Below are 23,030 nucleotides of genomic sequence, written 5' to 3' on the forward strand. Positions count from 1 at the left end.
TAACATGGATCGGACGATCACGTCCATAGTAGTAAAGTCTGTCGAAAGAAACGTGATCGATGACCCATTGTGCGACTTCGTCCATCGCTTCGTCCTCTACAATAAAATCGCATGCCGCTCCTCCGCGGTCGCATAATGGCTTTCCGCTAGCAGCATGTTCACAGCTTGCGTGCTGATCGAGCTTCGGAGCAATGCGACTGCGAATCTGCCTGGTTAGCTGAGGGGACGCGAAACCATAGGTGAGGCGAATCGGGCCGAAGTATTCCATGATGGGATCGAGCACATTGACGACGAGCTCGTGTAGCGCATTGTATGTCGCGGGATTAAGCGGTAAGTTGCGCATTCCGAGTTGCTTTCGGGTTTCGCCGCATTCAATCAGTGCCCGATAGGTAAGCCTTGCTCCGCACAGATCGTCGAGGTCTGGAATTGAAGAACTTGGTTCGACCCGGGAGCCGTTGATACAAAGTCGGTGTGCCTCTAGATGTTGTGCCAGCGCTTCGACGCTTGGGCCGAACTCTCGGATGCCCGGAACCCCTATGCACTCAAGTGCTTCGTCAAGGGCCACCTGCTCTGCGTAACCGGGATACTCTTCATGCAAATAGAGACTCTTGCGGTACAGCAACGGCATCGGGTACTGCTTGCTTCCATATTCAAAGATGTCGTAATCGAGCTTCCGCAAATTGACCTTAATCCTGCGACGCAGCCGCGGGAGCGGAGCCGTGTCAAAGTCTTCGTATTCCATTAGAGTAAGTTTGCCGGACTCAATATGAATTTTAATCAGTTGAACTTCACTCATAGAGTCCCACAGTCTAAGACCACACGATACATAGACGCGCAGCACCACCGGCAACCGTTCCACAAGGGATACATGCAACTGGAGCGAATGGGTGCCATCCAGATATCCAAGACCGGCAGAGGAAGCCTGCTGACAGGCCTCAAGAATCTTGATGGGGCGTGCCGCCTCTTGCAGCAAGCGGAGGCCTGCATCTTGCGCAGCCTGATAACTCCCGAAGAAGGCTTTGATGTCGAGTTGAAGTCGACGCTCCAGATTCCGATACGGAGGTCGACTATTGAATTGCTGAACAGCAAGTATCAGAGAGAGGTCGTCCGTGCGTATGCGAGCGGCAGAACCCAACAGTGTCTGATCAAAGTGAATTGGAAGCTTGCGTAGCGCTCGATTCAGACTGCCGAACCGTTCGAGAGTGTTCGCCAGCTCAGGAATTTCATCCGGCTCCGGGTGACGCCCGAGCTCCAATGTCGTCGCCCAAAGCGGGGCGAGATGGGCCCTTTCCTGGGCGACGTGCACTTCCGAACGTGACGGTAGTTGGTCGGCGGCACACGCCGGACGAGCGAGTCTAGACCGGGTGCTTTGGACTTGGATCAGCGTGCGTGCCAGACCGCAACGTCGATAGCGCGCCGCCGTGAAGCGCTGTTCTGCATCGGATGTGGCGAATACGAACGCGATACCAGGGCCGACCATAAAGACATCGCGGTGAAGTACGAGCTCTAGGTAGTCGCGCAATTCGGCTTGCGAAAAATACTTCTGAAAAGTATTTCGCGAAGTCAGCAAGCCGTCCCGATATGGCTTTCCGGTGGCGTCGCCGGTATTCAACATAACGCTTACGCAAAGTACGGTCTTCGCAAGAGCGAAAGCTTTGGCTAGCGCTTCGACCCGCTCTACTGGGTCCTCGATAACGTTGATTACAAAGCCGAGGTTGACAGCATCTGCCTCTCTCTGCGGTTCATCTGGGCGAAAGTGGGGATCCCATCCGGCCGCCGATACGCCGATGCTCTTTAACGTGGTGATATCTCCACCCCTCCCGCATCCGTAGTCAAAAAAACTTTGCCCCGCGTCGAGAAATCCATGTCTTTGCAAGAGCTGAACAGGTGTGGATATCACGGAGCGGGAGAGTGCGGTGAGATGTCGGAAAACCGTGCCGCTCTCGGGTAAATCGTGTAGCTCGTCATCGGTGAGTACGTCGTTTCCTACGGGCACGAGGCAGTGACCGACTGTCGTTAGCCCCTTCTGCTGAAGGAGTCTCTGCCAATTCATCGCGAACCCAATCGTCGTTGTATTGTCAAATAAACCGATGGCCTCGGCCGACGATGTCAAATCGGCCCAAATGGCGTAACTTGGATGGCCTTCGCCTACCAGTAGCTCTTTTCTGTGCAGAATCGGAGGATTCAGAGAATCGCGATAATGGCGAACGGAAGCTGGTTGCTGAGCACCATCAGGGAAAACCCATGACGACGCCAGTGCAGGAAACGGGACATCGAAAAAATCTGGATAGTGCAGAAGTGTTACGCGACTCGTACGAACGTTGTATTTCGCGACATTGGGAATGTCACATACATCTGGCGGCATTGCGCCGATCGCTGTCTCGATCCTTGATCGGATCTTCGAGTCCTCGACCTGCGCCAAAGCGTCTAGGTGAACGTAGAATTCGTCGGCTACTCTTTTGCCAAGAGAACGCATAACTGGTCTCCGTACGAAGAGGAAACGGGGCTACCATCGTGCAGTATCTCTCGCGCGAGACGGAATTACGCCCGCGCGCCAGAGCCTTCTCGTGCAGTAGCCATCGTAGATGGATCAGTCGCTGAGAGCAATTTGCTCCGGCGAGTGTCCGCGCGGGCGCGAAACGTAGTTTGCGATTAATGGCGTATCCCGGTCAACTGACGGGAGCTTGTTCCGCGTAGGTGCCAGGCTGAAGGCAACTTCCCGGGACAGCGACGTCGCTTAGAGGTAAGTCCAGGCTGGTCGGACGTACGCTGTAGTACCAAAAGCAGTCAGTGTTAAGACGGGCCAGCTTCAATAGTTACGGCGGCGACCAATCGAGAGAGAATCCCTGGACGTAGGCTTGTGCATACAGCGCCTCTAGGGTTTTCTCGAGACCGCTTGAACTATAGTGAGCAAGCTGGGTGAGGTAGAGCGTGATTCATTTCCCGAGTTCGGAGCCCGCCAATAGAGCTTGCCAGCAATCTGTCATGCATCAAATTATTCTAAGAAAGATTATTTAGATAAAGGCAATGTCGTTTTCTTGCACTCCGATTTTCAGTAAAATGAATTAATCGATCAACGTTCAATCCCGCGAGGAACGAATGTGAAAGATGAAAAGTTTTTCCGCGAGCTCGGAGAGCGAATTGCTAGCGCGCGCAGAGCACATGGCATAACCCAGCAACAGTTGGCCGAAGCACTCGGAATCGCCCAGCAAACGCTGGCTCACTGCGAAGGCGGGCGCTCGCGTGTGCCGGTATCCATGTTGCCAACGTTAGCGGAACTACTGACGTTCACTTTCGACGAGCTGCTGGGCAACTCGGACGCACCATCGCAGAACAGGTCTAGCTCGATGTCTCGCTTACAGCAGCAAATCTTGGAAATCGAGCAACTACCCAAAACCAAACAGCAGCTCGTCTCACAAATGTTGGACACCGTGCTAGCCCAAGCACAGAAGTAGAAGGAGCCTCAAAGCAGTAAACGAAGCGCGGGCCGTGAGTGTAACCAGCACCCACAGCCCGCTGACCAAAACCAACTCATACTGGGAGTTGACCATGGCTAACGCCAATCTTAATGCATCACACGCCCATCCCGAGCGCCGGGTAACCATTCAGCAGTCCTGGCGGTACCGTAAGCCCACCTCGCGGGCAAGATACGACCCGCCGCTGTACCCCTGCTCAAGCTATCCGGCTGCTGGCTAGAACTTGCAGGTTTTGAAGCAGGCCAGCGCGTAAGGATCACGGTGGAAGACAAGAGGCTGGTGATCACCCCGGACTGATCCACCCGTCAGACCGAAGCCCGCACCACTCGAAGAAGGCCACGAACCCAAAAGGCTCGTGGCCTTCATGCCTTCCATACCACCCATGCAGATCTTTTTTGAAAGACTGGATCCAAAAATCCACCCGTAGTAACCTGCCTCACAACCGCGACAAACCCGCAACCCAAAGCGACGACCTACTGCATCGCACAAAAATGCCTGCCATCAGCGTCCGCACCACCCCCGGCCTGGCCTTGACCGCCGAAGAAGAGGCCTACCGCTTCCTCCTTGAGGCCATCATCGAAGGCCGCTACGCCGCGGGCCAACGCATCGTCGCCGAAACGGTTGCCGAACAGCTCTCAATGAGCCGCATGCCGGTGCGCGCGGCGTTAAAACGACTGCACACAGAAGGCCTGATCATCCAGCGCCCCAACCGCGGCGCCATCGTCCGCGGCCTGACCGTGGAAGAAGTCCAGGACATCTTCGACATGCGCATCGCACTTGAATGCCTGGCCATGCGCGTCGCCGCCCCGCGTTGCACCGAAGCGCACCTCACCAGGCTCCAGCGCCTGCTGGAAGACATGGACGCCTGCGTAGGCGACACCGACACCTGGGTCCAACGCCACTGCGCGTTCCACGAATACCTGTGCGAAATCAGCGGCCGCACGCGCCTCTACCAGCAAATCCACTCGCTCTACACGCTAATCGAAGGCCCCATGCGCCTGTGGATCGAACAAGCCACATTCAGACGCAAACGCGCACGCGACGCCCACCAGATCCTCATCACAGCGCTGCGCACCCGCGACCCCGCGCAAGCCGAGCAGGCGTTGCGCGAGCACCTCGAATCCACCGTTCCCCAGATCGTCACGTTCCTCGAATCGCCCGCGTCACGAGCGTGACGCCTCGGCGTCCTAACTGTCGTCGTCCCTCACTCTCAGCCAGGAGTCTCTCGATGTCAGCAAAACAGTCCAAGCGTCTTCGTTTCGCCGCCTGCGCAGGCTTCGCGCTCCTCGCACAGGTTGTGGGAACCTCCGCGGCGCAGGCCGCCGATCTGGGTCTCGTGAAAGGCGGCACGCTCACCTACTGTTCGAGCATGGACGCGCCGCCGCTCGCGTCCTACGACGAGAATCAGCAGCCGCGCGGCTTCTCGGTCGACGTGGCGCAAGACATCGCGAAGCAGCTCGGCAATCTCAAGGTCGAGTGGAAGGTCATGTCGTTCAGCGGGCAGATTCCGGCGCTGCAGGCGAAGCAATGCGATCTCATCATCGGCCAGCTCTTCGACAAACCCGAGCGCCGCCAGATCATCGACATCGTCGACTACATGTACTCGAGCCAGTCGATCATGGTGCCGCACGGCAACCCGCGCCACGTGCGCTCGCTCGACGATCTCTCGGGCTTGAAGGTCGCGGTGCTCAACGGCACGACCATCGGCACGCTGCTCGACAAGGAGAACGAGAAGCTCAAGGCTGCGGGCAAGCCGCCCATGAACGTCGTTGTCTATAGTTCGGACGCCGATGCATTTCAGGCCTTCCGTCTGAATCAGGTCGATGCCTACGGCACCACGTCGGAAAGCGCCGCGCACTTCCAGCAGGTTTCGGGCGACATGTTCGTGGCGGCGGTGCCCGCTTTCAATCGCATCGCAACCGGCATTGGCGCGCGCAAGGGCGAGCCGCTTTCGCCCGCCGTGGCAAAGGCCGTGGCCGATCTTGTGAAGAGCGACCGCTACGGCAAGATGCTCGCCACCTGGAAGCTCGAAAACGATCGCCTGTGAGCGCGGGGTGACGCCATGAATTTCAGTTGGGAAATCTTCCGGAAATTCCTGCTCGACCCAAGCCCGGCGTATCTGCACGGCTTGTGGCTCACCTTCTCGATCAGCGCCTGCGCGATCGTGTTCGGCGCCACGCTCGGCTTGATCGTCGCGCTCATGCGGCTTTCGTCGAGTTTGCCGGTGCAGTATCTCGCGCGCGGCTATATCTGGGTCATGCGCGGCACGCCGTTGCTCATGCAGATCGTGTTCCTGTACACCGCATTTGCCGCGGCGAACATCTTTCACTTTCACGATCTCGACTTCGGCATCATCTCGCTGCCGGGCAACATTCAGGCCGCCGTGCTCGCGCTCGGCATGAATTCGGCGGCTTATCAGGCGGAGATCATTCGCGCGGGCCTGAGTTCGGTGGACAGAGGCCAGTACGAGGCATCGCGTTCGCTTGGCATGACTTCGGTGCTGCTCATGCGCCGCGTCGTGCTGCCGCAAGCGTTCCGTGTGATCGTGCCGCCGCTCGGCAACGAGTTCAACGTCATGCTCAAGAACACCACGCTCGTGAGCGTGATCGGCGTGCCGGAACTGCTGCTCAGCACGCAGATGATCACTTCGGTGAACTTCCGCGTGTTCGAGTTGTATCTCGTGCTCGGCATTTATTTCCTCGCGCTCACCACGCTCTGGGGTTTCGTGCAGCGGCGGCTCGAAGCGCACTTCGGGCGCGGCGAGGCGAAGCCGGCTGCGAATACGCGTCTGTTCGGCGCGCAAACGATGAAACTGCTGCGGGGACGTTGACATGAACGAAGCACGCGAAATCGTCATCGAGGCGTCGGACATCCACAAGTCGTTCGGCTCGACCAAGGTACTCAACGGCATTTCGTTGAGCGTCGCGAAGGGGGAAGTGGTGGTGCTGATCGGCTCGTCGGGGTCGGGCAAGACCACGTTTATTCGCTGCCTCAATCTGCTCGAGTCGTACGACAGCGGGCGGGTGCGCGTGAACGGCCATCTGCTCGGCTTTGTCGAGCGCACGGACGGCACGCTGGCGCGCGATTCCGCACGACAGCTCGCCCGGCAGCGGCGCGATATCGGCATGGTGTTCCAGCGCTTCAATCTGTTTCCACACATGACGGCGCTGGAAAACGTGATCGAGGCGCCTATCCATGTGCTGAAAATGCCGCGTGAGGAGGCGATCAAGCAGGCAAAGGCGCTGATAGCGCGCGTGGGTCTTGCAGATCGCGCCGACCACTATCCGTCGCAGCTTTCGGGCGGCCAGCAGCAGCGCATCGCCATCGCCCGTGCACTCGCCATGCAGCCGAAGGTGCTGCTCTTCGACGAGCCCACCAGCGCGCTCGATCCGGAAACCGTGGGCGAAGTGCTGCAGGTGATGAAGGAGCTCGCGGAAGACGGCATGACGATGGTCGTCGTCACGCACGAAATGGGCTTTGCCCGCGAGGTGGCCGATCGCGTGGTCGTGCTCGACCAGGGCGAGCTGATCGAAGAGGGCCCGCCCGAGCGCATCTTCACCGCGCCTTCGCATCCGCGTACGCAGACGTTCCTGAAGCGCACGTTGCGAACGGCCACGCCCGTATCTGCGTAGTAAGCGTAGCCACAAAGCTGCATCACCCGAAATAAGACATCATCAGGACACCCAAAGAGGAGAACGCTGCGATGCGTAACTTCGAAACGCCGGGCCGCTCGCTCGTCATGGCTCGCAATGGCATGGCGGCGACTTCGCACCCGAGTGCCACGCTCGCCGCCGTGCAGATTCTCGCCGCCGGCGGCAACGCCATGGATGCCGCGATTGCCGCGTGCGCGGTGCAGTGCGTGGTCGAGCCCGGCTCGACCGGCATAGGTGGCGACTGTTTCGCGCTCTATTCGCGCGGCGGCACGGACGACGTGATCGCCTACGACGGCTCCGGCTGGGCCCCCGCTGCCGCGAGCGCCGAGCGTCTGCGCGCCATGGGCGTGGAAACCATCGCGCGCCATTCGCCGCACGCCGTCACGGTGCCGGGCGCCGTGGACGCATGGACCTCGCTCCATCGCGATCACGGCTGCTTGCCGCTGCGCGACGTGCTCGCCCCGGCAATCCGTTTTGCGGAAGAAGGCTACGCCGTCGCGCCGCGCACCGCGCACGACTGGGCGGCAGAGGTCGAAACGCTCTCGCGGGACGAGGTCGCGCGTACAACGATGCTCGTCGAAGGCGCCGCGCCGCGAGCGGGAACGACGCACCGCCAGCCGCGCCTCGCGAACACCCTGCGCGCCATCGCCGAAACGGGCCGCGACGCGTTCTACCGAGGCGCCATCGCGGCCGATCTCGTCGCGCAACTTCAGGCGCACGGCGGTTTGCACACGCTGGAAGATTTCGCCGAATTTCGCGGCGACTACGTCACGCCGATTCGCGCGAAATTCCGCGGCTTCGACGTGATCGAATGCCCGCCGGCGGGGCAGGGCGTCATCGCGCTGCTGTTGCTGCGCCTGCTCGACAAATACGACGCCGAAGGCAGCCCGCTCGCCCCCGACCGTCTGCATCGCGAGATCGAGGCGGCGAAGCTCGCCTACGCGGTACGCGACGCCGTGTTAAGCGACCCGCGGCATGGCAGCGTCGATGTCGATCGCCTGCTTTCGGACGCCTATGTGGACAAGCTGCGCAGCCGCATCGACCTCGAAAGCGTCCTCGACCCAGCCGCCGCGCTCACCGAGGTCGAGCACCGCGACACCGTTTATATCACCGTGGTCGATCGCGACCGCAACTGCGTGAGCTTCATCAATTCGTTGTTCTATCCATTCGGCAGCGGGCTGATGGGCAAGGAATCCGGCGTGATGCTGCACAACCGCGGCATGGGCTTCTCGGTCGAGCCCGGCCATCCCAACGCGATTGCGCCGCACAAGCGTCCGCTGCACACCATCATTCCCGGGATGGTCGCGCGCGACGGCCGCGTGCAGATGAGCTTCGGCGTGATGGGCGGCCACTATCAGGCCATGGGCCACGCGCACTTCCTCTCGAAGGTGCTGCATTACGGCCTCGACATGCAGGCGGCGATGGATCTGCCGCGCGTTTTTCCGCGCCCTGGCACGGGAACCGTGGAAGTCGAATCGACCTTGCCCGCCAACGCGCGCGCGGCGCTCGCGGATCGCGGCTTCAAACTCGTGCCTGCCGCCGGGCCGATCGGCGGTTCGCAAGCGATCCGCATCGACTGGGAGCGCGGCGTGTTGACCGGCGCGTCCGATCATCGCAAGGACGGCTGCGCGCTCGGGTATTGAGGCAGCACGCGCTCGAAAGGAAAGGGGCGCGGACGCCCCTTTTTTTACTGTTTGATTTCGGCTTCGACCAGCTTCGCGAGCAATGCCAGCGACTCCTGCCAGCCCAGATAACACGCCTCGAGCGGAATGATCTCCGGTATGCCTTCCTGCACGACGGTCATTTCCGCGCCGAAGAACACCGCGCGCAGTTCCACCGTCGTTTGCATGGTACCGGGCAGGTGCTCGTCCTCGAACACACCGGTGTAGCGCAAACGCTCGTTCGGCACGAGTTCGAGATACTCGCCGCCAAACGAATGACCGTGACCGGCCGTGAAATTCTTGAACGACATCCGGTAACGGCCGCCGACTTTCGCGTCGAGTTCGTGAACCGTGCAGGTGAAGCCGTTGGGCGGCAGCCATTTCACGACGGCGCTGGCGTCCAGAAAGGCGCGGTAGATGCGCTCGGGCGGCGCGCGCAGCACACGATGCAGGCGGACGGTGTTCGATGCCATGTCTGAGCTCCAGGAGTGGTGGATCGCCCTGCAATAGTAGGCCACCCGCCCGGGACCCATCGCCTAAACTTCCCAATACCGAACGTCCGGCCGCATACCCATCGGCTGGATAGCCCGCAGCCGCTGACCCGCGGCACCCGGAGGTCACGATGAGCGCTCAACCGCTTGCGATGCATCAGGTCGACTACGAAGGCTTCGAAATTCACGTCAGCGCCACGCCGGCCGACGAAGGCGCGAACCGCTACACCTACACGGCCTACGTTTGCCATCCCGGCGCGAATCCCGCGAAGCCGGGCCACACGGTCGCTTATCACGCGGACGGCGACGAAACCTGGCGCAGCGAGCAGGACGCCACCGATGAGGCGGTCCACGTCGGCCGCAGCATCATCGACGGCACGCACCCCGATCTTTCCGTGCTCTCGCTCGTCACCCACGGCTTCTAGGCCCCGCGGGCGCGCCGCCTTGGCGCGCGGCCCGCGCTAAAAAAGCGGGCCCCATGAGTTGGGAGAGGGAAGGAGGAAAAAGGCCCGGACCGCAGTCCGGGCAAAGCCACCGGATTTCCGGCGGCGGAGGTATTCGTGGGCGTGCCATTTCTGCGCCGCGCGCGTTGCGCACGCGGCGCAGAAATGGACGGCGGGCCCGCTCTCTCTCAATCAGGAGAGCGGGCCCGCCTGGCGTGGCTCGCGTCGTGCACTGGCACTACGCGTGAGCCGCGATTACTGGCCGAAGTAGGTCGGCTTGATGTTCGGTGCGCGGGTGCCGGACTGGACGCTGCCATTCGTCGATGCGCCGTAAGCCGTGGCTTGCGCTGCGCCGTTCTGCTGGGCGACGCGCGCCTGCGCAGCCTGCAGGTCTTCCGGATAGTACGGGCTCGAAAGGCCCGGACGGTAGCCGGCCTTTTCCAGCTGGACCAGTTCGGCGCGAACTTGAGCGCGCGTCACGGGCGCCTGCTCGGCTTGTGCGAACGAGAGAGCCGGCGCGGCGAGGACGGTAGCGGCGAGTGCAGCAGCAATCAGATTCTTCATGGTAACAACCTCCGAAAATTATGTTGTCGATCCGTAACAATCGTGTTGTTCGGACCGTTGACGACACTTTATTGCAGTGCACTTCAAAGAAAAATGCCGCAATTCAGCAAACATCGTTACTGAAATTGCGATAATTCCGTTGGTCTTCGACGCTGGCAACGGGTTGGGCGCGGCCCGATGAGGCAAAATACGGCGCTTAAGACCGCGCGCTGCGACGGCTCCGTAGCCCGATCGCATACTGCGAAACCCATTTCGACGTTCAAGGAGAAACGTGATGAAGAACTCTCTCGGCCGCCAGTCGCTGATCGCCGCTGCACTGGCGGGCCTGGCGACGGCCGGCGCGGGCGCGGCCCAGGCGGCGGACACCGTGAATTGCTACGGCGTCGCCAAGGCCGGCCAGAACGATTGTTCGAGCAAGACCGGCGTACACGACTGCGCGGGTCAGGCCAAGGTCGATCACGACAAGGGCGACTTCAAGACCATGCCGAAGGGCACGTGCGAGAAGCTTGGCGGCACGCCGGAAAAATGAGCCTCACGGCTGAGGCGGTGTGCCAGGCGAGCGCGCCGGGCGCACTCAGTGGCGTGGGCATCGGGCTGCGTCACGCGCACTACGAGGCCTTCATGGCGGGGCCGCCCGCGATCGACTGGATCGAAGTCCACAGCGAAAACTACTTTGGCGCTGGCGGTTACGACCTGCACGTGCTTGAAACCGTGCGCCGCGATTTGCCGGTGAGCCTGCATGGCGTGGGGCTCGGGCCAGGCTCGGCCGCGCCGCTCGATACGGCGCATCTCGCGAGGCTCGCGCGGCTGGTGGAGCGCATCAACCCTGCAGTCGTTTCCGAGCATCTGTGCTGGGGCGCGAGCGCGCAAGGCGCGTTGCACGATCTGCTGCCGATGCCGCTCACGCAAGCCTCGCTCGATCACCTGAGCGCACGCGTCTCGCAGATGCAGGACGCGCTGCGCCGTACCGTGCTGATCGAAAATGTTTCGACCTACGTACGATTTCGCGGCGACACCTACAGCGAGGCCGAATTCCTCGCGGCGCTCGCGCAGCGCACGGGCTGCGGCGTGCTTCTCGACGTGAACAATCTGTACGTGAATCAATGCAACCACGGCGAGGATGCACTCGCGGCCATGGCCGCGCTGCCGCCGCAGATCGTCGGCGAGATCCATCTGGCGGGGCATCGCGCAACGCCCGCCGCCGTGATCGACGATCACGGCTCGCGCGTCGCGCCGGCGGTCTGGTCGCTCTACGAGGCCGCGCTCGATCGTTTTGGCGCGACGCCCACGCTCATCGAGTGGGACACGGCGGTGCCGGCGCTCGAGGTGCTGCTCGACGAGGCGCGCCTTGCTCGCGAACGCCTGGCGAAGTCCGCACGTGACGTAACGGAGCTGCGCTCATGACGGTGCGCAACACGCTGGAAGCGGCACAGGAAGCCTTTGCCGCCGCACTGGACGATCCCGCCGTCGATGCGGCGCTCACCGGCGATCTGCTTCCCGCCGATGCCGCGCTGCTGCACGAGCGCATGGGCCTGTACCGCGGCAACGCTCGCGCGGCGCGGCGGCTTGCGCTCGCGAACGCGTATCCGGTGCTCGCGGCCCTGAGCGGCGAGACCTGGTTCGATGCACTCGCGCTTGCCTACGCGCGCGCCCATCCTTCGCGCGATGCGGATCTGAACCGCTTCGGCGCCCAGCTTCCCGAGTTCGTCGAGCGTTACGAGACCGACGCACGTTATGCGTATTTCGGCGATGTTGCGCGACTCGAATGGGCGCTGCACGCAGCCGGTTACGCAGCGAACGCCACGCCACTCGACGCGCAACAATGGCAGGCGCTCGGCGCGGCGCGTCTTGCGCAATCGCGTCTCGCCATGCATCCCGCCTGCGTTGCGCTCGCTTTGCGTTTCGATGCCGTTGCCATCTGGCGCGCGCATCAGCCGGGCGGCGTCTGGCCTGAGCGCGTGGATGTGCCGTCGTGGGCGCTCGTGGTCCGGCCGCAATGGCGGCCCACGCTGCTCCTGCACACGCAAGCTGCACACGCGGCCTTTGTCGCGCTGCGTGACGGCGCCACGCTCGACGATGCGCTTGCACAAGCCTTCGACATCGACCCGGCTTTCGACTTTGGCGGCCAGTGGCGAGCGTGGATCGAGGCACGCGCCATCGTTGGCGTGCGCGACGACTGATCCTGAAGGCCGCTCCGGCCGAGCACGATCTAATATTACCCGGATGATATTGCGCGCCGCAATTTACCCGGGTAATATTCGCCCATCACTGGATATCGGGAAGGAGGAAACCATGGTGGTGGCGAACGGCTGTACGGCATTTGCGGGCACACGCCTGATCGCGCGCGGCGCGCCGCTTCAGGTGGCGCTGGCGGTCAAGGCGGAACTCGAGCGCGCAGGGAACGAAAACGGTGCGACGGTGCTGGTCTTCGACGACCATGACGCGCGCCCGGTCGAATTCGATCTGCGCGGCACGGCAAAGGACATTGAGGCGCGCATCGTCGCGCAGGCAAGTCGCGCGGCAAGCGCAGCCGCGCCGAACGTTATCGACGATCCCGTCACGGACGATGCACCGCGCGCCCGCGGCCGCCCGAAGCTCGGCGTGGTGGCGCGCGAGGTGACGCTGTTGCCGCGCCACTGGGACTGGCTTGGCGCGCAGCCTGGCGGGGCCTCGGTCGTGCTGCGCCGGCTCGTGGATGCCGCGCGCCACGCGGGCGAGGCGCGCGAACGCATGCGTGCGGCTCAGGAAGCCGCGCACCGCTTCATGACTGCCCTGGCCGGCAATCTGCCGGATTACGAGGAGGCGCTGCGCGCGCTTTACGCGGGCGAGCGCAGCCGCTTCGAAGCGGCGAATGCGCCCTGGCCGGAAGATGTGCGCGATTACGCGCGGGAACTGGCGGAATCCGCATTCGCCTGAAGACGTGAAGGGCGCAAATTGCGTGGGCAAAAAAAACCGCTCCAGCGGGGAGCCGGAGCGGGAAAGTCGGAGAGCGACAACTTACAAGCTCTGCATAAACTCTCGTAAGAGTCACGCAGCGACGGCAGTCTAGATCCGGCATCCCGTCCTCAATATAGGAGCAGTCTTAAACTCTATTCGGCACTGACTCAATCACGCCTATCGAAGGCCGCCGCGGTTGTTTCGGACGCCCTACATCCGGCTTGCCAGGCCGATTGCGGCTCCGTACACTCCCGCCTGACCTGCATCAAGGGCGGCCGTTGCATCGATGCGTGCGCGCCAACAATCAAAACCACAACCCAATCGCCAATCACGCCGACAAGAGGAACCCATGTCCGACTCCTATTTCCCCCGCTGGCGCGCGCAGACGGGTAACGCCCGCGGCGTCGTGGCCCCCGACGAGCGCCTGCCCTGGCCGCAGATGTTCGCCATGGGCGTGCAGCACGTTGTCGCCATGTTCGGCTCGACCGTGCTCGCGCCGCTGCTCATGGGCTTCGACCCGAACCTGTGCATTTTCATGTCGGGTGTCGGCACGCTGCTGTTCTTCGTCGTGGTGGGCGGGCGCGTGCCGAGCTATCTCGGTTCGAGCTTCGCGTTCATCGGTCTCGTGATTGCCGTGACGGGCTATGGCGGGCAGGGACCGAATCCCAACATTCCCGTCGCGCTCGGCGGCATCGTCGCGTGCGGCGTCGCTTATACGCTGATCGGCCTGCTCGTCTCGGCCGTCGGCACGAAGTGGATCGAAACGCTCATGCCGCCCGTGGTGACCGGCGCGATCGTCTGCGTGATCGGGCTGAATCTTGCGCCCATCGCGGTGAAGGGCGTGAGCGGCTCGATCTTCGACTCCTGGATGGCGATCGTCACCGTGCTCTGCGTGGGCGGCGTGGCCGTGTTTACGCGCGGCATGCTGCAGCGCTTGCTGATTCTCGTCGGCCTGTTGATCGCCTATGTGATCTACGCGGTCGTCACGAACGGCATGGGCCTTGGCAAACCGATCGACTTTTCCATCGTCGCGAACGCCGCCTGGTTCGGCATGCCGAAGTTCACCGCGCCGGTGTTCGACCCGCACGCCATGACGCTGCTCGTGCCGATCGCCGTGATTCTGGTGGCGGAGAACCTCGGCCACATCAAGGCGGTTTCCGCGATGACGGGCTACAACCTCGACCGCTACGTGGGCCGGGCGTTCATCGGCGACGGCCTCGCCACGGTCGTCTCGGGCTTCGCAGGCGGCACGGGCGTGACGACCTACGCGGAAAACATCGGCGTGATGGCCGTGACGAAAATCTACTCGACGCTCGTGTTCGTGATCGCCGCGCTCATCGCGCTCGTGCTCGGTTTCTCGCCGAAGTTCGGCGCCGTCATTCAGACGATTCCGGGCCCGGTGCTGGGCGGCGTCTCGATCGTCGTGTTCGGTCTCATCGCCGTGACGGGCGCGCGCATCTGGGTCGTCAACAAGGTGGACTTCTCGGACAACCGCAATCTGATCGTCGCTGCGGTCACGCTCGTGCTCGGCGCGGGCGACTTCTCGCTCAAGCTCGGCGGCTTCGGGCTGGGCGGCATCGGCACCGCCACGTTCGGCGCGATCATCCTCTACGCGCTGCTGCGCCGGAAACCGGCGCAGGAAGCGGCAGTTTAAGCCTTGGCGCCTCGCCGCCTCGCCGCTTTACCGCCTCACCGCCTCACCGCCTTACCGCCTTACCGCCTTACTGCCTTACCGCCTTACCGCGACATGCGGCGCCGGTCCTCGGCGCCGCGCTTCCTCTCTCACGTTTTTCCGCTCTGCGCGAGGCGCGCGCTCAGTTGCGATTGCGTCCGCGCGTCGTCATCGCGGTTTCCGAAAGATCGACTTCGCGCATCAGCTTCGCCAGCGTTTCGTCGTTGATCTGCATCTGGTCGCGCAGCTTGAGCAGCGTCGCACGTTCGGCGCGCATGCCGGCGAGGCGCATCTCCATTTCCAGCGCGTCCGAGCGGCGCGCGTTCGCGCTGCGGTCGCGGTCGGCGTCGAGCGAGGCGAGGCGGCGGCGGTAGGCGTCCATCACGCGTGCGGTCGTGTCGGCGGCGTAGGCAGCCTGCGATTCGTCGAGGTCCTCGCCGATCTTTTCGTGCACCGCATCCACGGCGCGGATGGCCGCCTGCGCCGCCTGGATGCGCGCCTGGCGCTCCTCGGCCGCGTGCGGTCCCTGCGCGCCGCGCCGCACGCCGCGCAGCAACAGCGGCAGGCCCACGATCGCCACCAGCAGCGAGGCGAGGATCACGCCCGTCGCGATGAAAATGGCGCTGTCGCGCCCCGGCAGCGGGCTACCGTTGGCGAGCGCCACGGGCAGCGAGAGCACGCCCGCGAGCGTCACCGCGCCGCGCACGCCCGCCACCGTGGTGATCGCCACGGTGCGCAGGCCCGGCACCGCATTCGCCACGCCGTGGCGCGCCGCGCCGCGGCTCGCCACCCAGCGCAGCAGCCACACCCAGCCGAAGCGCATGGCGTAGAGCGCGACGAGCACGGCGGCGATATAGCCGATGAGGCGCAGCATCTGCACGTTGCTCGTGTGGTGCGCGTCGAGCAGCGCCTTGCCGAGAATGCCCGGGAACTGCAGGCCGAGCAGCGTGAACACCATGCCGTTGAAGACGAATTCGATCATCGACCAGGTGCTCGATGCGCGCACGCGTGTCGACACGGGTCCTTTATGCGCGACGCTCGTGTAGTTCATCGTCATGCCGGCGGACACGGCGGCGAGCACGCCGGACACCTCGAGGTGCTCGGCGAACAGATACGCGGCGAACGGAATCAGCAAGGTGAGCACGACGCCGGGCGCGGGGTCGCCTTCTTCGGTCGTGTTGAGAAAGCGCTCCGAAACGAAGCTGAAGAGCCAGCCGATCGCCGCCCCCAGCGCGAGACCGCCCGCCGCGATCACGACGAAGCTCAGCGCCGCCGAGCGCAGCGAAAAATAGCCGGTGAGCGCGGCCGCCACCGCGAACTTGAGCGCAACGAGGCCCGAGGCGTCGTTCATCAGCGCTTCGCCTTCGAGGATGTGCATGAGCTGCGAGGGAATCCGGTCCTTGCCGGCGATGCCCGAGAGCGCAACGGCGTCGGTGGGCGAGAGCACGGCGGCGAGCGCGAAGGCCACGGGCAGCGAGATCTGCGGCACGAGCCAGTGCACGAAGTAGCCCACGGCGACGACCGTCAGCAGCACGAGGCCGAGCGCGAGCATGAGGATCGCGCGGCGCTGCATGAAGAACTCGCGCTTGGGCATGCGCCAGCCGTCGGCGAACAGCAGCGGCGGAATGAACAGCGCCATGAAGATGTCGGGATCGAACGTGACGTGCGGGTTCACGAGCGGAAACGTGAGCAGCGCGCCAATGCCGATCTGCACGAGCGGCAATGGCAGCCTGAGGGGCACGGTGCGCGCGATGACGCCGGACACGGCGACAGCAAGCAGCAGAATGAGAACGGTGAAGAGGATGTCCATCGAAAAACGTAGCGGGGGCGAAACGGGACCAGCGGGGGAAGCGTGGAAGAGGGGACAGACGCCTCTTTTCACGCGCGGTGCGGCACTGCGTTCCGGCGCGCATGAGCGAGCGCGCGCCGGTCGAGGGACAGTTTAGCCTGACGCATCTGTAAGCCGCCGCGAAGTGCACACGCTGACCGCGCGGTGAGGCCGAAATTTGCCGAAAATGCGGCAATTTGTCCGCGATGTGTCCGCTACGTGCGCGCTACATGTGCGCCACGGCCGGAGCAAAGGCGCTTGGAAAGGCGCACGATATCGGTGCGCCGGGCGATGTCTCGCGCGGTGCATGGCGTGCCCCTTCGCGGCGCACGCGATGGGCGCGGACGCATTTCCCGATGCGTGCCAGATCGCAGTGCGAGCGAGCACGGACCTTGCTTTGTCCCTCCTGTGACGCAACGAAAATCAGGCTATGGAGGACAGCGTGGGCCGTGCAGAGGCTGTGCGGACTGCAGCGTTCTTCCTACGCGCTAGAGGATGGCATGATCACAGAGCAACAGGACAAAACAGCCGTGGCCCCTCACGGCTTCGATCTCAGCGTCACTTCGGGGCTGCAGCGCTACAGCGCACACCATGGCGACCTCACGCTCACGAGCGTGTTCCAGCCGGTGTTCAGCCTCTCGCACATGCGTGCGGTGGGCTACGAAGGGCTGCTGCGCGCGCACGATCCGCTCGACCGCCCGGTTTCGCCGCTCGACGTGTTCGGCGACGCCGCGCGCGTGGGCGAAGCGCTGCTGGTGGACCGGCTCGCCCAGGGACTGCATCTGGAGAACTTCGCGCTGCTCGGCGCGGAGCGCGAGTGGCTCTTTCTCAACGTGCATCCGGGCACGCTGATCGAGGCCTATCACTCCGCGGCGCTGCTCGCGAACCTGCGGCGGCTGAACATCGCGCCGCGGCGCATCGTGCTGGAGGTGCTGGAGGACGAGGCGACCGATCTCGACGCCCTCGCACAGGCCGTGGCGACGTTTCGCGAGCGCGGCTTTCTCGTCGCGCTCGACGACTTCGGCGCGGGCAACGTCGATATCGGCCGCGTGTGGCAACTCAATCCCGACATCGTGAAGCTCGACCGCATCATGCTGATGCACGCGCAGCATCGCGCCGATATGGCGGCGACCCTGCCCGCGCTCGTGGCGCTGCTGCACGACGCGGGCAAGCTCGTGCTGATCGAGGGCGTGGAGACGGAACACGAGGCGCAGCTCGCGCTCGCGTGCAACGCGGACTTCGTGCAGGGCTTCTTCTTCGCGCGGCCCGCGCCCGGCCTCACCGACGCGGCACAGGTGCAAGGCGTGATCGCCGAGGCCACAGAGCGTTTTCGTCAGCAAACCGAATCGCGCGAGCGCGGCGAGACGAATCGCCTCGCACCCTATCTGCGCGCGTTCGAGCGCGCGGCCGAACGCCTTTCGGCTGGCGAATCGATGGAGGAGGTCTGCTGGAACTTCCTCGCGCTCGATCACGCGGCGCGCTGCTATCTGCTCGACTCGAACGGCCGGCAGGCAGGGCGCAACGTGGTGCTGCGCGTCGATCGCGCGGAGCGCGATGCGCGCTTTTTGCCGCTGGAAGACGCGCAAGGCGCGAGCTGGCTGCGCAGGCCGTATTTCCGCACGGCGCTCGTCACGCCAGGGCGCGTGCACGTGACGGGACCGTATCTGTCGATCAACGAGGCGCTGCCGTGCCTGACGCTTTCGATGGCGGTGCAGGTGGGCGAGCGCCTGTGCGTGCTGTGCGGCGACATCGACTGGTTCGAGTAGGCGTGCATCTGCGATCATGTCGTGTTCCTCACGACATGGCGCCGACATGCGACAAGAACGGGTCCTGCTGGAAGTCATCGCAACCACGCTCGCCGATGCGCAAGCCGCCGCGCGCGGCGGCGCGGACCGTCTCGAACTCGTCACCGCGATGGGCGAGGGCGGCCTCACGCCGAGCATCGGCACGATCGAAGCCGTGGTAGCGGCGGTGGCGATTCCCGTGAACGTGATCGTGCGGCCGCACAGCCGCTCGTTCATTTACGATTCGCACGATTACGCGGTGATGTTGCGCGACGTGCGCGCCGCCAGGCGGGCGGGCGCGCATGCGGCCGTGATCGGCATGCTCACGCCTTCGCATGAAGTGGATCGCGACGGACTGCAGCGCGCAATTGAAGCCGCCGACGGCATGCCGCTCACGTTTCATCGCGCGTTCGACGAAGCGCGCGATCTGCAGGAGGCGTTCGACGTGCTGCTCGGTTTCGACGCGGTGACGAACGTCCTCACCTCGGGCGGCAAGCCTTCGGTGCTGGACGCTCAGCCGCAGATCGCAACGCTCGTGCAGCGTGCGGCGCACACGCATTGCACGGTGCTCGCGGGCGCGGGACTGACGGTCGAGCGCGTTGCGGATTTCGTGAGCGCGACGCGTGTGCGCGCGGTTCACTTCGGCTCCGGCGTGCGCGTTGACGCTAAGGGACTCGCTCCCGTCGACGAAAACAAGGTGCGACGCGTGCGGAACCTGCTCGACGCCTGACCCATAAAAAAACGCGCGCCATTCGAATAACGGGCGCGCGCTTCCTGACTTCACTTCACCTTACTTCGCCACGACCACCGGAATGCCGCGCAACGCGCCCGCGCCCTTGAACGACGCGAGTGCTTCCTGTACCGCCGCGCTCGTCTTCACGTCGATGGCAAGGCGCGCCGCCAGTTCGCGCTCGCTGCGTTTTACCGCCGCGAGGTTCGCGAGCTTCACGTGCCCGTAGCCACGCACACGTTGATGCAGATTCGCGAGCCGCGCAATGTCGTCGACGTTTTCGGCGGTGAGGCTCGCGAATGCGCCGCGCAGCGTGGCTTCATAATCGCCGGCGAGGGCGCGCTCCATGCGGCGCTCCAGCGTCTTGCCGAACGGATCGAGCCACGTGCCGCGCACGCTGCGGCCCTTCTTCAGCAGCCCGAACGCACGCCACATCCACTGGCCGAACTGCATCTTTTGTGGAGGCTGGCCGTTCTTCTCACGCGCGATGAGCGGCGGCGCGAGGTTGAACTTCACGGTGAAGTCGCTGCCCGCCTTGCCTTCGAACTGCGCTTCGAGCGCCGCGCGGAACGCCGGGTCGGCGTGCAGGCGCGCGACTTCGTACTCGTCCTTCACGGCGAGCAGCCGATAGAACGTGGTCGCGACAGCGCGCGCGAGCGTTTTGTCTGCGCTTTTGTCGGCGCTGCGCGCGGCATCGACGAGTGCGCGATAACGCTTCACGTAGCTCGCGCCGCCATAAGCGGAGAGACGCGCTTCGCGCTCGGCGATCAGGTCGTCGAGCGTTTGCGTGAGCTTGCGCGCCGTGGCCTTGGCGGCCGCATTTGCCTGGTTCACGCGTTGCGTGTCGAGTGCTTCGAGCGCGGTGGGATCGGCGGCGGCCATGCGGCCGATGGAGAACGCGAACAGGTTCGCCTGCACGGCCACGTTGTTCAGCTCGATGGCACGTGTGAGCGCCGCGAGCGAAACGGGCACGAGGCCCAACTGCCACGCAAAGCCGAGCATCACGATATTCGCGCCGATCGTGTCGCCGAGATAGCGTTGCGCGAGCGCCTGGGCGTCGCACGCTGCCAGCGGATCCCGCGCCTGTTGCGCGCCATGGGTCGCCGCGTGCCGCATCTTTGCGAGCAGCGCATCGGCGTGCAGGTTCGCTTCGGGGTTCTGCACGAACGACGCGTTCGGAATCTCATGCGTGTTCACGACGATGCGCGTGCGGTCGTGCCGCACCGTTTGCAAGGCGTCGGCGCTCGCGCCCACCACCATGTCGCAGGCGAGCAGCAGGTCGGCCTGCTGCGTGTCGATGCGCACCTGGTTGAGCAGCGCGTCGGTCGCCGCGAAGCGCACGAACGAGAGCACCGCGCCGCCCTTCTGCGCGAAGCCCATGAAGTCGAGCACGGAGGCGCTCTTGCCTTCCAGATGCGCGGCCATGCTGATGAGCGCGCCCACGGTCACGACACCGGTGCCGCCCACGCCCGTCACGAGGATGTCGTAGGGCGCGTTGTCGAGATGCGTGGCCGGAATGGGCAGCGCATTCACGCGCGCGGCGAGTGCCTGCGGATCGAACGCGGCGCCTGCGGCCTTCTTGAGCTTGCCGCCCTCGATCGTCACGAAGCTCGGGCAGAAGCCGTTCACGCACGAATAGTCCTTGTTGCACGACGACTGGTCGATACGGCGCTTGCGGCCCAGCTCCGTTTCCACCGGTTCGACCGAAAGGCAATTCGACTGCACGCCGCAGTCGCCGCAGCCTTCGCACACTTCCTCGTTGATGAAGAGGCGCTTGTCCGGGTCGGGGAATTCGCCTTTCTTGCGGCGGCGGCGCTTTTCGGCGGCGCATGTTTGATCGTAGATCAGCACGGTCACGCCCGGCGTTTCGCGCAGTTCGCGCTGAACCGTGTCGAGCTCGCTGCGGTGATGGAACGTCGTGCCCTTCGGGAACAGGCCGTGATGGCCGTCGTACTTCTCGGGCTCGTCGCTCACCACGACGAAGCGCGAGACGCCCTCGGCCTCCACCTGGCGCGCGATCTGCGGCACGGAGATGCTGCCGTCCACGGGCTGGCCCCCCGTCATCGCCACGGCGTCGTTGTAGAGGATCTTGTAAGTGATGTTGGTCTTCGCCGCCACGGCCTGGCGAATCGCGAGGATACCTGAATGAAAGTAGGTGCCGTCGCCGAGATTCTGGAACACGTGCGGCATCTTCGTGAACATCGAGTGTGCGGCCCAGTCCACGCCTTCGCCGCCCATCTGGATGAGGCCCGTGGTGTCGCGCTCCATCCACGAAGCCATGAAATGGCAGCCGATGCCGGCCTGCGCGATCGAGCCTTCGGGCACCTTGGTCGACGTGTTGTGCGGGCAGCCCGAGCAGAAGTAGGGCGTGCGGCGCACGGCGTCGGCGGCGTTCGAGAGGATTTGCGGCGCGACGAGATCCACGACGCGCTCGCGGCGGTCCAGCGCGGGCCGGTGCTTCGCGAGCCACGCGGCGAACACGGGCAGGATGCGCGAGGGGCGCAGCTCGCCAAGCCCGGGGAGCAGCAGCGTGCCGTCTTCGGCGTGCTTGCCGATCACGCTCGGGCGCGCACCCTCTTTGCGGTTGTAGAGATGGTCCTTGATCTGCTGCTCGATCACGGGGCCTTTTTCCTCGATCACGAGCACGTCGGTGAGGCCCGAGACGAACGCGTCGATGCGCGACATCTCCAGCGGGAACGACAGGCCCACCTTGTAGATGCGCACGCCCGCGCGGTCCAGGTCGTCGACGGTGAGGTCGAGTCGGCGCAGCGTTTCCATCAGGTCCAGGTGCGCCTTGCCGCAGGTGACGATGCCCACGTTGGCGTGCGGGCTCGGCGCGATCCACTTGTCGATGCTGTTCATGCGCGCGAAGTGGCGCACGGCGTCGAGTTTGGCCGCGAGGCGCTGCTCGATGGCGAGACTCGGCAGATCGGGCCAGCGGTTGTGCAGGCCGCCCGGCGGCGGTGCAAATCCCTCCGGCGCTTGCCAGTCGGTTCTGATGGCATCGAGATCGACGGTCGAGCCCGACTCCACCGTCTCCGAAATCGCCTTGTAGCCCACCCATGCGCCCGAGTAGCGCGAGAGCGCCCAGCCATACAGACCGAATTCGAGCATGTCGGCAATGTTCGACGGATTCACGACCGGCATGTGCCACGCCATCATCGCGAAGTCGCTCTGATGCGGCATGGACGACGACACGCAGCCGTGGTCGTCGCCGGCCACCACGAGCACGCCGCCGTGCGGCGACGAGCCGTAGGCGTTGCCGTGCTTGAGCGCGTCGCCGGCGCGATCGACGCCCGGGCCCTTGCCGTACCACATCGCGAACACGCCTTCGACGGTGCGCTCGGCGTCCGCTTCCACGCGCTGCGTGCCGAGCACGGCGGTGCCGCCCAATTCCTCGTTGATGGCGGGCAAAAAGCGCACGTCGGCGGCTTCGAGCAGTTTCTTCGCTTTCCACGCCTGCTGGTCGACCATGCCGAGCGGCGAGCCGCGATAGCCGCTGATGAAACCCGCCGTGTTCAGGCCATGCGCGCGGTCGAGCGCGCGCTGCATGAGCGCGAGGCGGATCAGCGCCTGGGTGCCGGTCAGGAAGATGCGGCCGCGCGTGGCGGTGAGGTTGTCGGTGAGCTTGTAGTCGGCGAGGGGCGGCGTATCAAGCGGCGAGGATGTGTCGCCGAACGCGGGGCGCGCGGTCATGAGGGGAGTCTCCGTTTATCGAACGCAGTTAGCGCTTTAGCTGTCGGCCGGAGTTAGTGCTTCAGCTGTCGGCCGGAGTTAGTGCTTCAGCACTG

20 protein-coding genes are annotated in these 23,030 nt (G+C 64.2%); 15 read left to right on the top strand and 5 right to left on the bottom strand.

Features of this window, described 5'->3' with window-relative positions; all coding sequences use genetic code 11:
• Window positions 1-2,476 (bottom strand): DNA phosphorothioation-associated putative methyltransferase (locus tag BHE01S_RS37820; RefSeq protein WP_042265664.1); only part of this gene is annotated, 2,476 nt, incomplete at its 3' end.
• Window positions 2,477-3,101: 625 nt separating this feature from the next.
• On the opposite strand from BHE01S_RS37820, the gene BHE01S_RS15570 reads away from it, so the two are divergent.
• The 7 genes from BHE01S_RS15570 (at window position 3,102) to ggt (ending at window position 8,772) form a co-directional block, all read left to right on the top strand.
• Window positions 3,102-3,455: a helix-turn-helix domain-containing protein gene (locus tag BHE01S_RS15570; RefSeq protein ID WP_245639752.1), complete on the top strand. Its 354-nt coding sequence runs from the start codon at window positions 3,102-3,104 to the stop codon at window positions 3,453-3,455.
• Window positions 3,456-3,668: 213 nt separating this feature from the next.
• Window positions 3,669-3,773 (top strand): SymE family type I addiction module toxin, encoded by a 105-nt coding sequence (locus tag BHE01S_RS37825; protein ID WP_245639756.1) that lies wholly within the window; start codon window positions 3,669-3,671, stop codon window positions 3,771-3,773.
• A gap of 98 nt (window positions 3,774-3,871) precedes the next feature.
• Window positions 3,872-4,651 (top strand): GntR family transcriptional regulator, encoded by a 780-nt coding sequence (locus tag BHE01S_RS15575; RefSeq protein WP_218000418.1) that lies wholly within the window; start codon window positions 3,872-3,874, stop codon window positions 4,649-4,651.
• 53 nt (window positions 4,652-4,704) lie between these two features.
• Window positions 4,705-5,523 carry an ABC transporter substrate-binding protein gene (locus BHE01S_RS15580; protein ID WP_052405953.1) on the top strand — a complete coding sequence of 273 codons (819 nt, stop codon included), beginning with the start codon at window positions 4,705-4,707 and terminating at the stop codon, window positions 5,521-5,523.
• Between the two features lie 15 nt (window positions 5,524-5,538).
• Window positions 5,539-6,306, top strand: coding sequence for an amino acid ABC transporter permease (locus BHE01S_RS15585; RefSeq protein WP_042265588.1), 768 nt, complete (start codon window positions 5,539-5,541; stop codon window positions 6,304-6,306).
• 1 nt (window position 6,307) lies between these two features.
• A complete protein-coding gene (locus BHE01S_RS15590; RefSeq protein WP_042265589.1) occupies window positions 6,308-7,108 on the top strand; it encodes an amino acid ABC transporter ATP-binding protein in 801 nt (266 codons plus the stop codon).
• 71 nt (window positions 7,109-7,179) lie between these two features.
• On the top strand, window positions 7,180-8,772 hold the full coding sequence (ggt, locus tag BHE01S_RS15595; protein WP_042265590.1) for a gamma-glutamyltransferase: 1,593 nt from the start codon (window positions 7,180-7,182) through the stop codon (window positions 8,770-8,772).
• Between the two features lie 44 nt (window positions 8,773-8,816).
• Here ggt and BHE01S_RS15600 read toward each other — a convergent pair whose 3' ends face one another.
• Window positions 8,817-9,263, bottom strand: coding sequence for an SRPBCC family protein (locus BHE01S_RS15600; protein WP_042265591.1), 447 nt, complete (start codon window positions 9,261-9,263; stop codon window positions 8,817-8,819).
• 149 nt (window positions 9,264-9,412) lie between these two features.
• Here BHE01S_RS15600 and BHE01S_RS15605 point away from each other — a divergent pair, with 149 nt between their 5' ends.
• Window positions 9,413-9,706, top strand: a complete 294-nt coding sequence (locus BHE01S_RS15605; RefSeq protein ID WP_042265592.1) for a hypothetical protein — start codon at window positions 9,413-9,415, stop codon at window positions 9,704-9,706.
• Window positions 9,707-9,979: 273 nt separating this feature from the next.
• On the opposite strand, the gene BHE01S_RS15610 is transcribed toward BHE01S_RS15605, so the two are convergent.
• On the bottom strand, window positions 9,980-10,288 hold the full coding sequence (locus BHE01S_RS15610; protein ID WP_042265593.1) for a DUF4148 domain-containing protein: 309 nt from the start codon (window positions 10,286-10,288) through the stop codon (window positions 9,980-9,982).
• A gap of 274 nt (window positions 10,289-10,562) precedes the next feature.
• On the opposite strand from BHE01S_RS15610, the gene BHE01S_RS15615 reads away from it, so the two are divergent.
• The 5 genes from BHE01S_RS15615 (at window position 10,563) to BHE01S_RS15635 (ending at window position 14,879) form a co-directional block, all read left to right on the top strand.
• A complete protein-coding gene (locus tag BHE01S_RS15615; protein ID WP_042265594.1) occupies window positions 10,563-10,817 on the top strand; it encodes a BufA1 family periplasmic bufferin-type metallophore in 255 nt (84 codons plus the stop codon).
• Complete coding sequence (gene bufB, locus BHE01S_RS15620; protein ID WP_042265595.1) at window positions 10,814-11,692, top strand: MNIO family bufferin maturase; 879 nt, start codon at window positions 10,814-10,816, stop codon at window positions 11,690-11,692. The genes BHE01S_RS15615 and bufB overlap by 4 nt, the downstream gene beginning before the upstream one ends.
• Window positions 11,689-12,468 (top strand): HvfC/BufC family peptide modification chaperone, encoded by a 780-nt coding sequence (locus BHE01S_RS15625; protein ID WP_052405955.1) that lies wholly within the window; start codon window positions 11,689-11,691, stop codon window positions 12,466-12,468. The genes bufB and BHE01S_RS15625 overlap by 4 nt, the downstream gene beginning before the upstream one ends.
• Window positions 12,469-12,580: 112 nt before the next feature.
• The gene (locus BHE01S_RS15630) at window positions 12,581-13,204 is read left to right on the top strand and encodes a DUF2239 family protein (RefSeq protein ID WP_042265596.1); all 624 of its coding nucleotides are present in this window, start codon (window positions 12,581-12,583) and stop codon (window positions 13,202-13,204) included.
• Between the two features lie 370 nt (window positions 13,205-13,574).
• Window positions 13,575-14,879, top strand: a complete 1,305-nt coding sequence (locus tag BHE01S_RS15635; protein ID WP_042265597.1) for a solute carrier family 23 protein — start codon at window positions 13,575-13,577, stop codon at window positions 14,877-14,879.
• A gap of 160 nt (window positions 14,880-15,039) precedes the next feature.
• On the opposite strand, the gene BHE01S_RS15640 is transcribed toward BHE01S_RS15635, so the two are convergent.
• Entirely contained in the window at window positions 15,040-16,707 is a 1,668-nt protein-coding gene (locus BHE01S_RS15640; RefSeq protein ID WP_042265598.1) for a Na+/H+ antiporter, read from the bottom strand.
• Window positions 16,708-17,225: 518 nt separating this feature from the next.
• Here BHE01S_RS15640 and BHE01S_RS15645 point away from each other — a divergent pair.
• Entirely contained in the window at window positions 17,226-18,491 is a 1,266-nt protein-coding gene (locus BHE01S_RS15645; protein ID WP_042265599.1) for an EAL domain-containing protein, read from the top strand.
• A 46-nt stretch (window positions 18,492-18,537) separates the two neighbouring features.
• On the top strand, window positions 18,538-19,239 hold the full coding sequence (locus BHE01S_RS15650) for a copper homeostasis protein CutC (protein ID WP_042265600.1): 702 nt from the start codon (window positions 18,538-18,540) through the stop codon (window positions 19,237-19,239).
• 60 nt (window positions 19,240-19,299) lie between these two features.
• On the opposite strand, the gene BHE01S_RS15655 is transcribed toward BHE01S_RS15650, so the two are convergent.
• Window positions 19,300-22,935: an indolepyruvate ferredoxin oxidoreductase family protein gene (locus BHE01S_RS15655; RefSeq protein WP_042265601.1), complete on the bottom strand. Its 3,636-nt coding sequence runs from the start codon at window positions 22,933-22,935 to the stop codon at window positions 19,300-19,302.
• Window positions 22,936-23,030: the final 95 nt, after the last annotated feature.

This window comes from Paraburkholderia heleia NBRC 101817 (assembly GCF_000739775.1).
Lineage (GTDB): Bacteria > Pseudomonadota > Gammaproteobacteria > Burkholderiales > Burkholderiaceae > Paraburkholderia > Paraburkholderia heleia.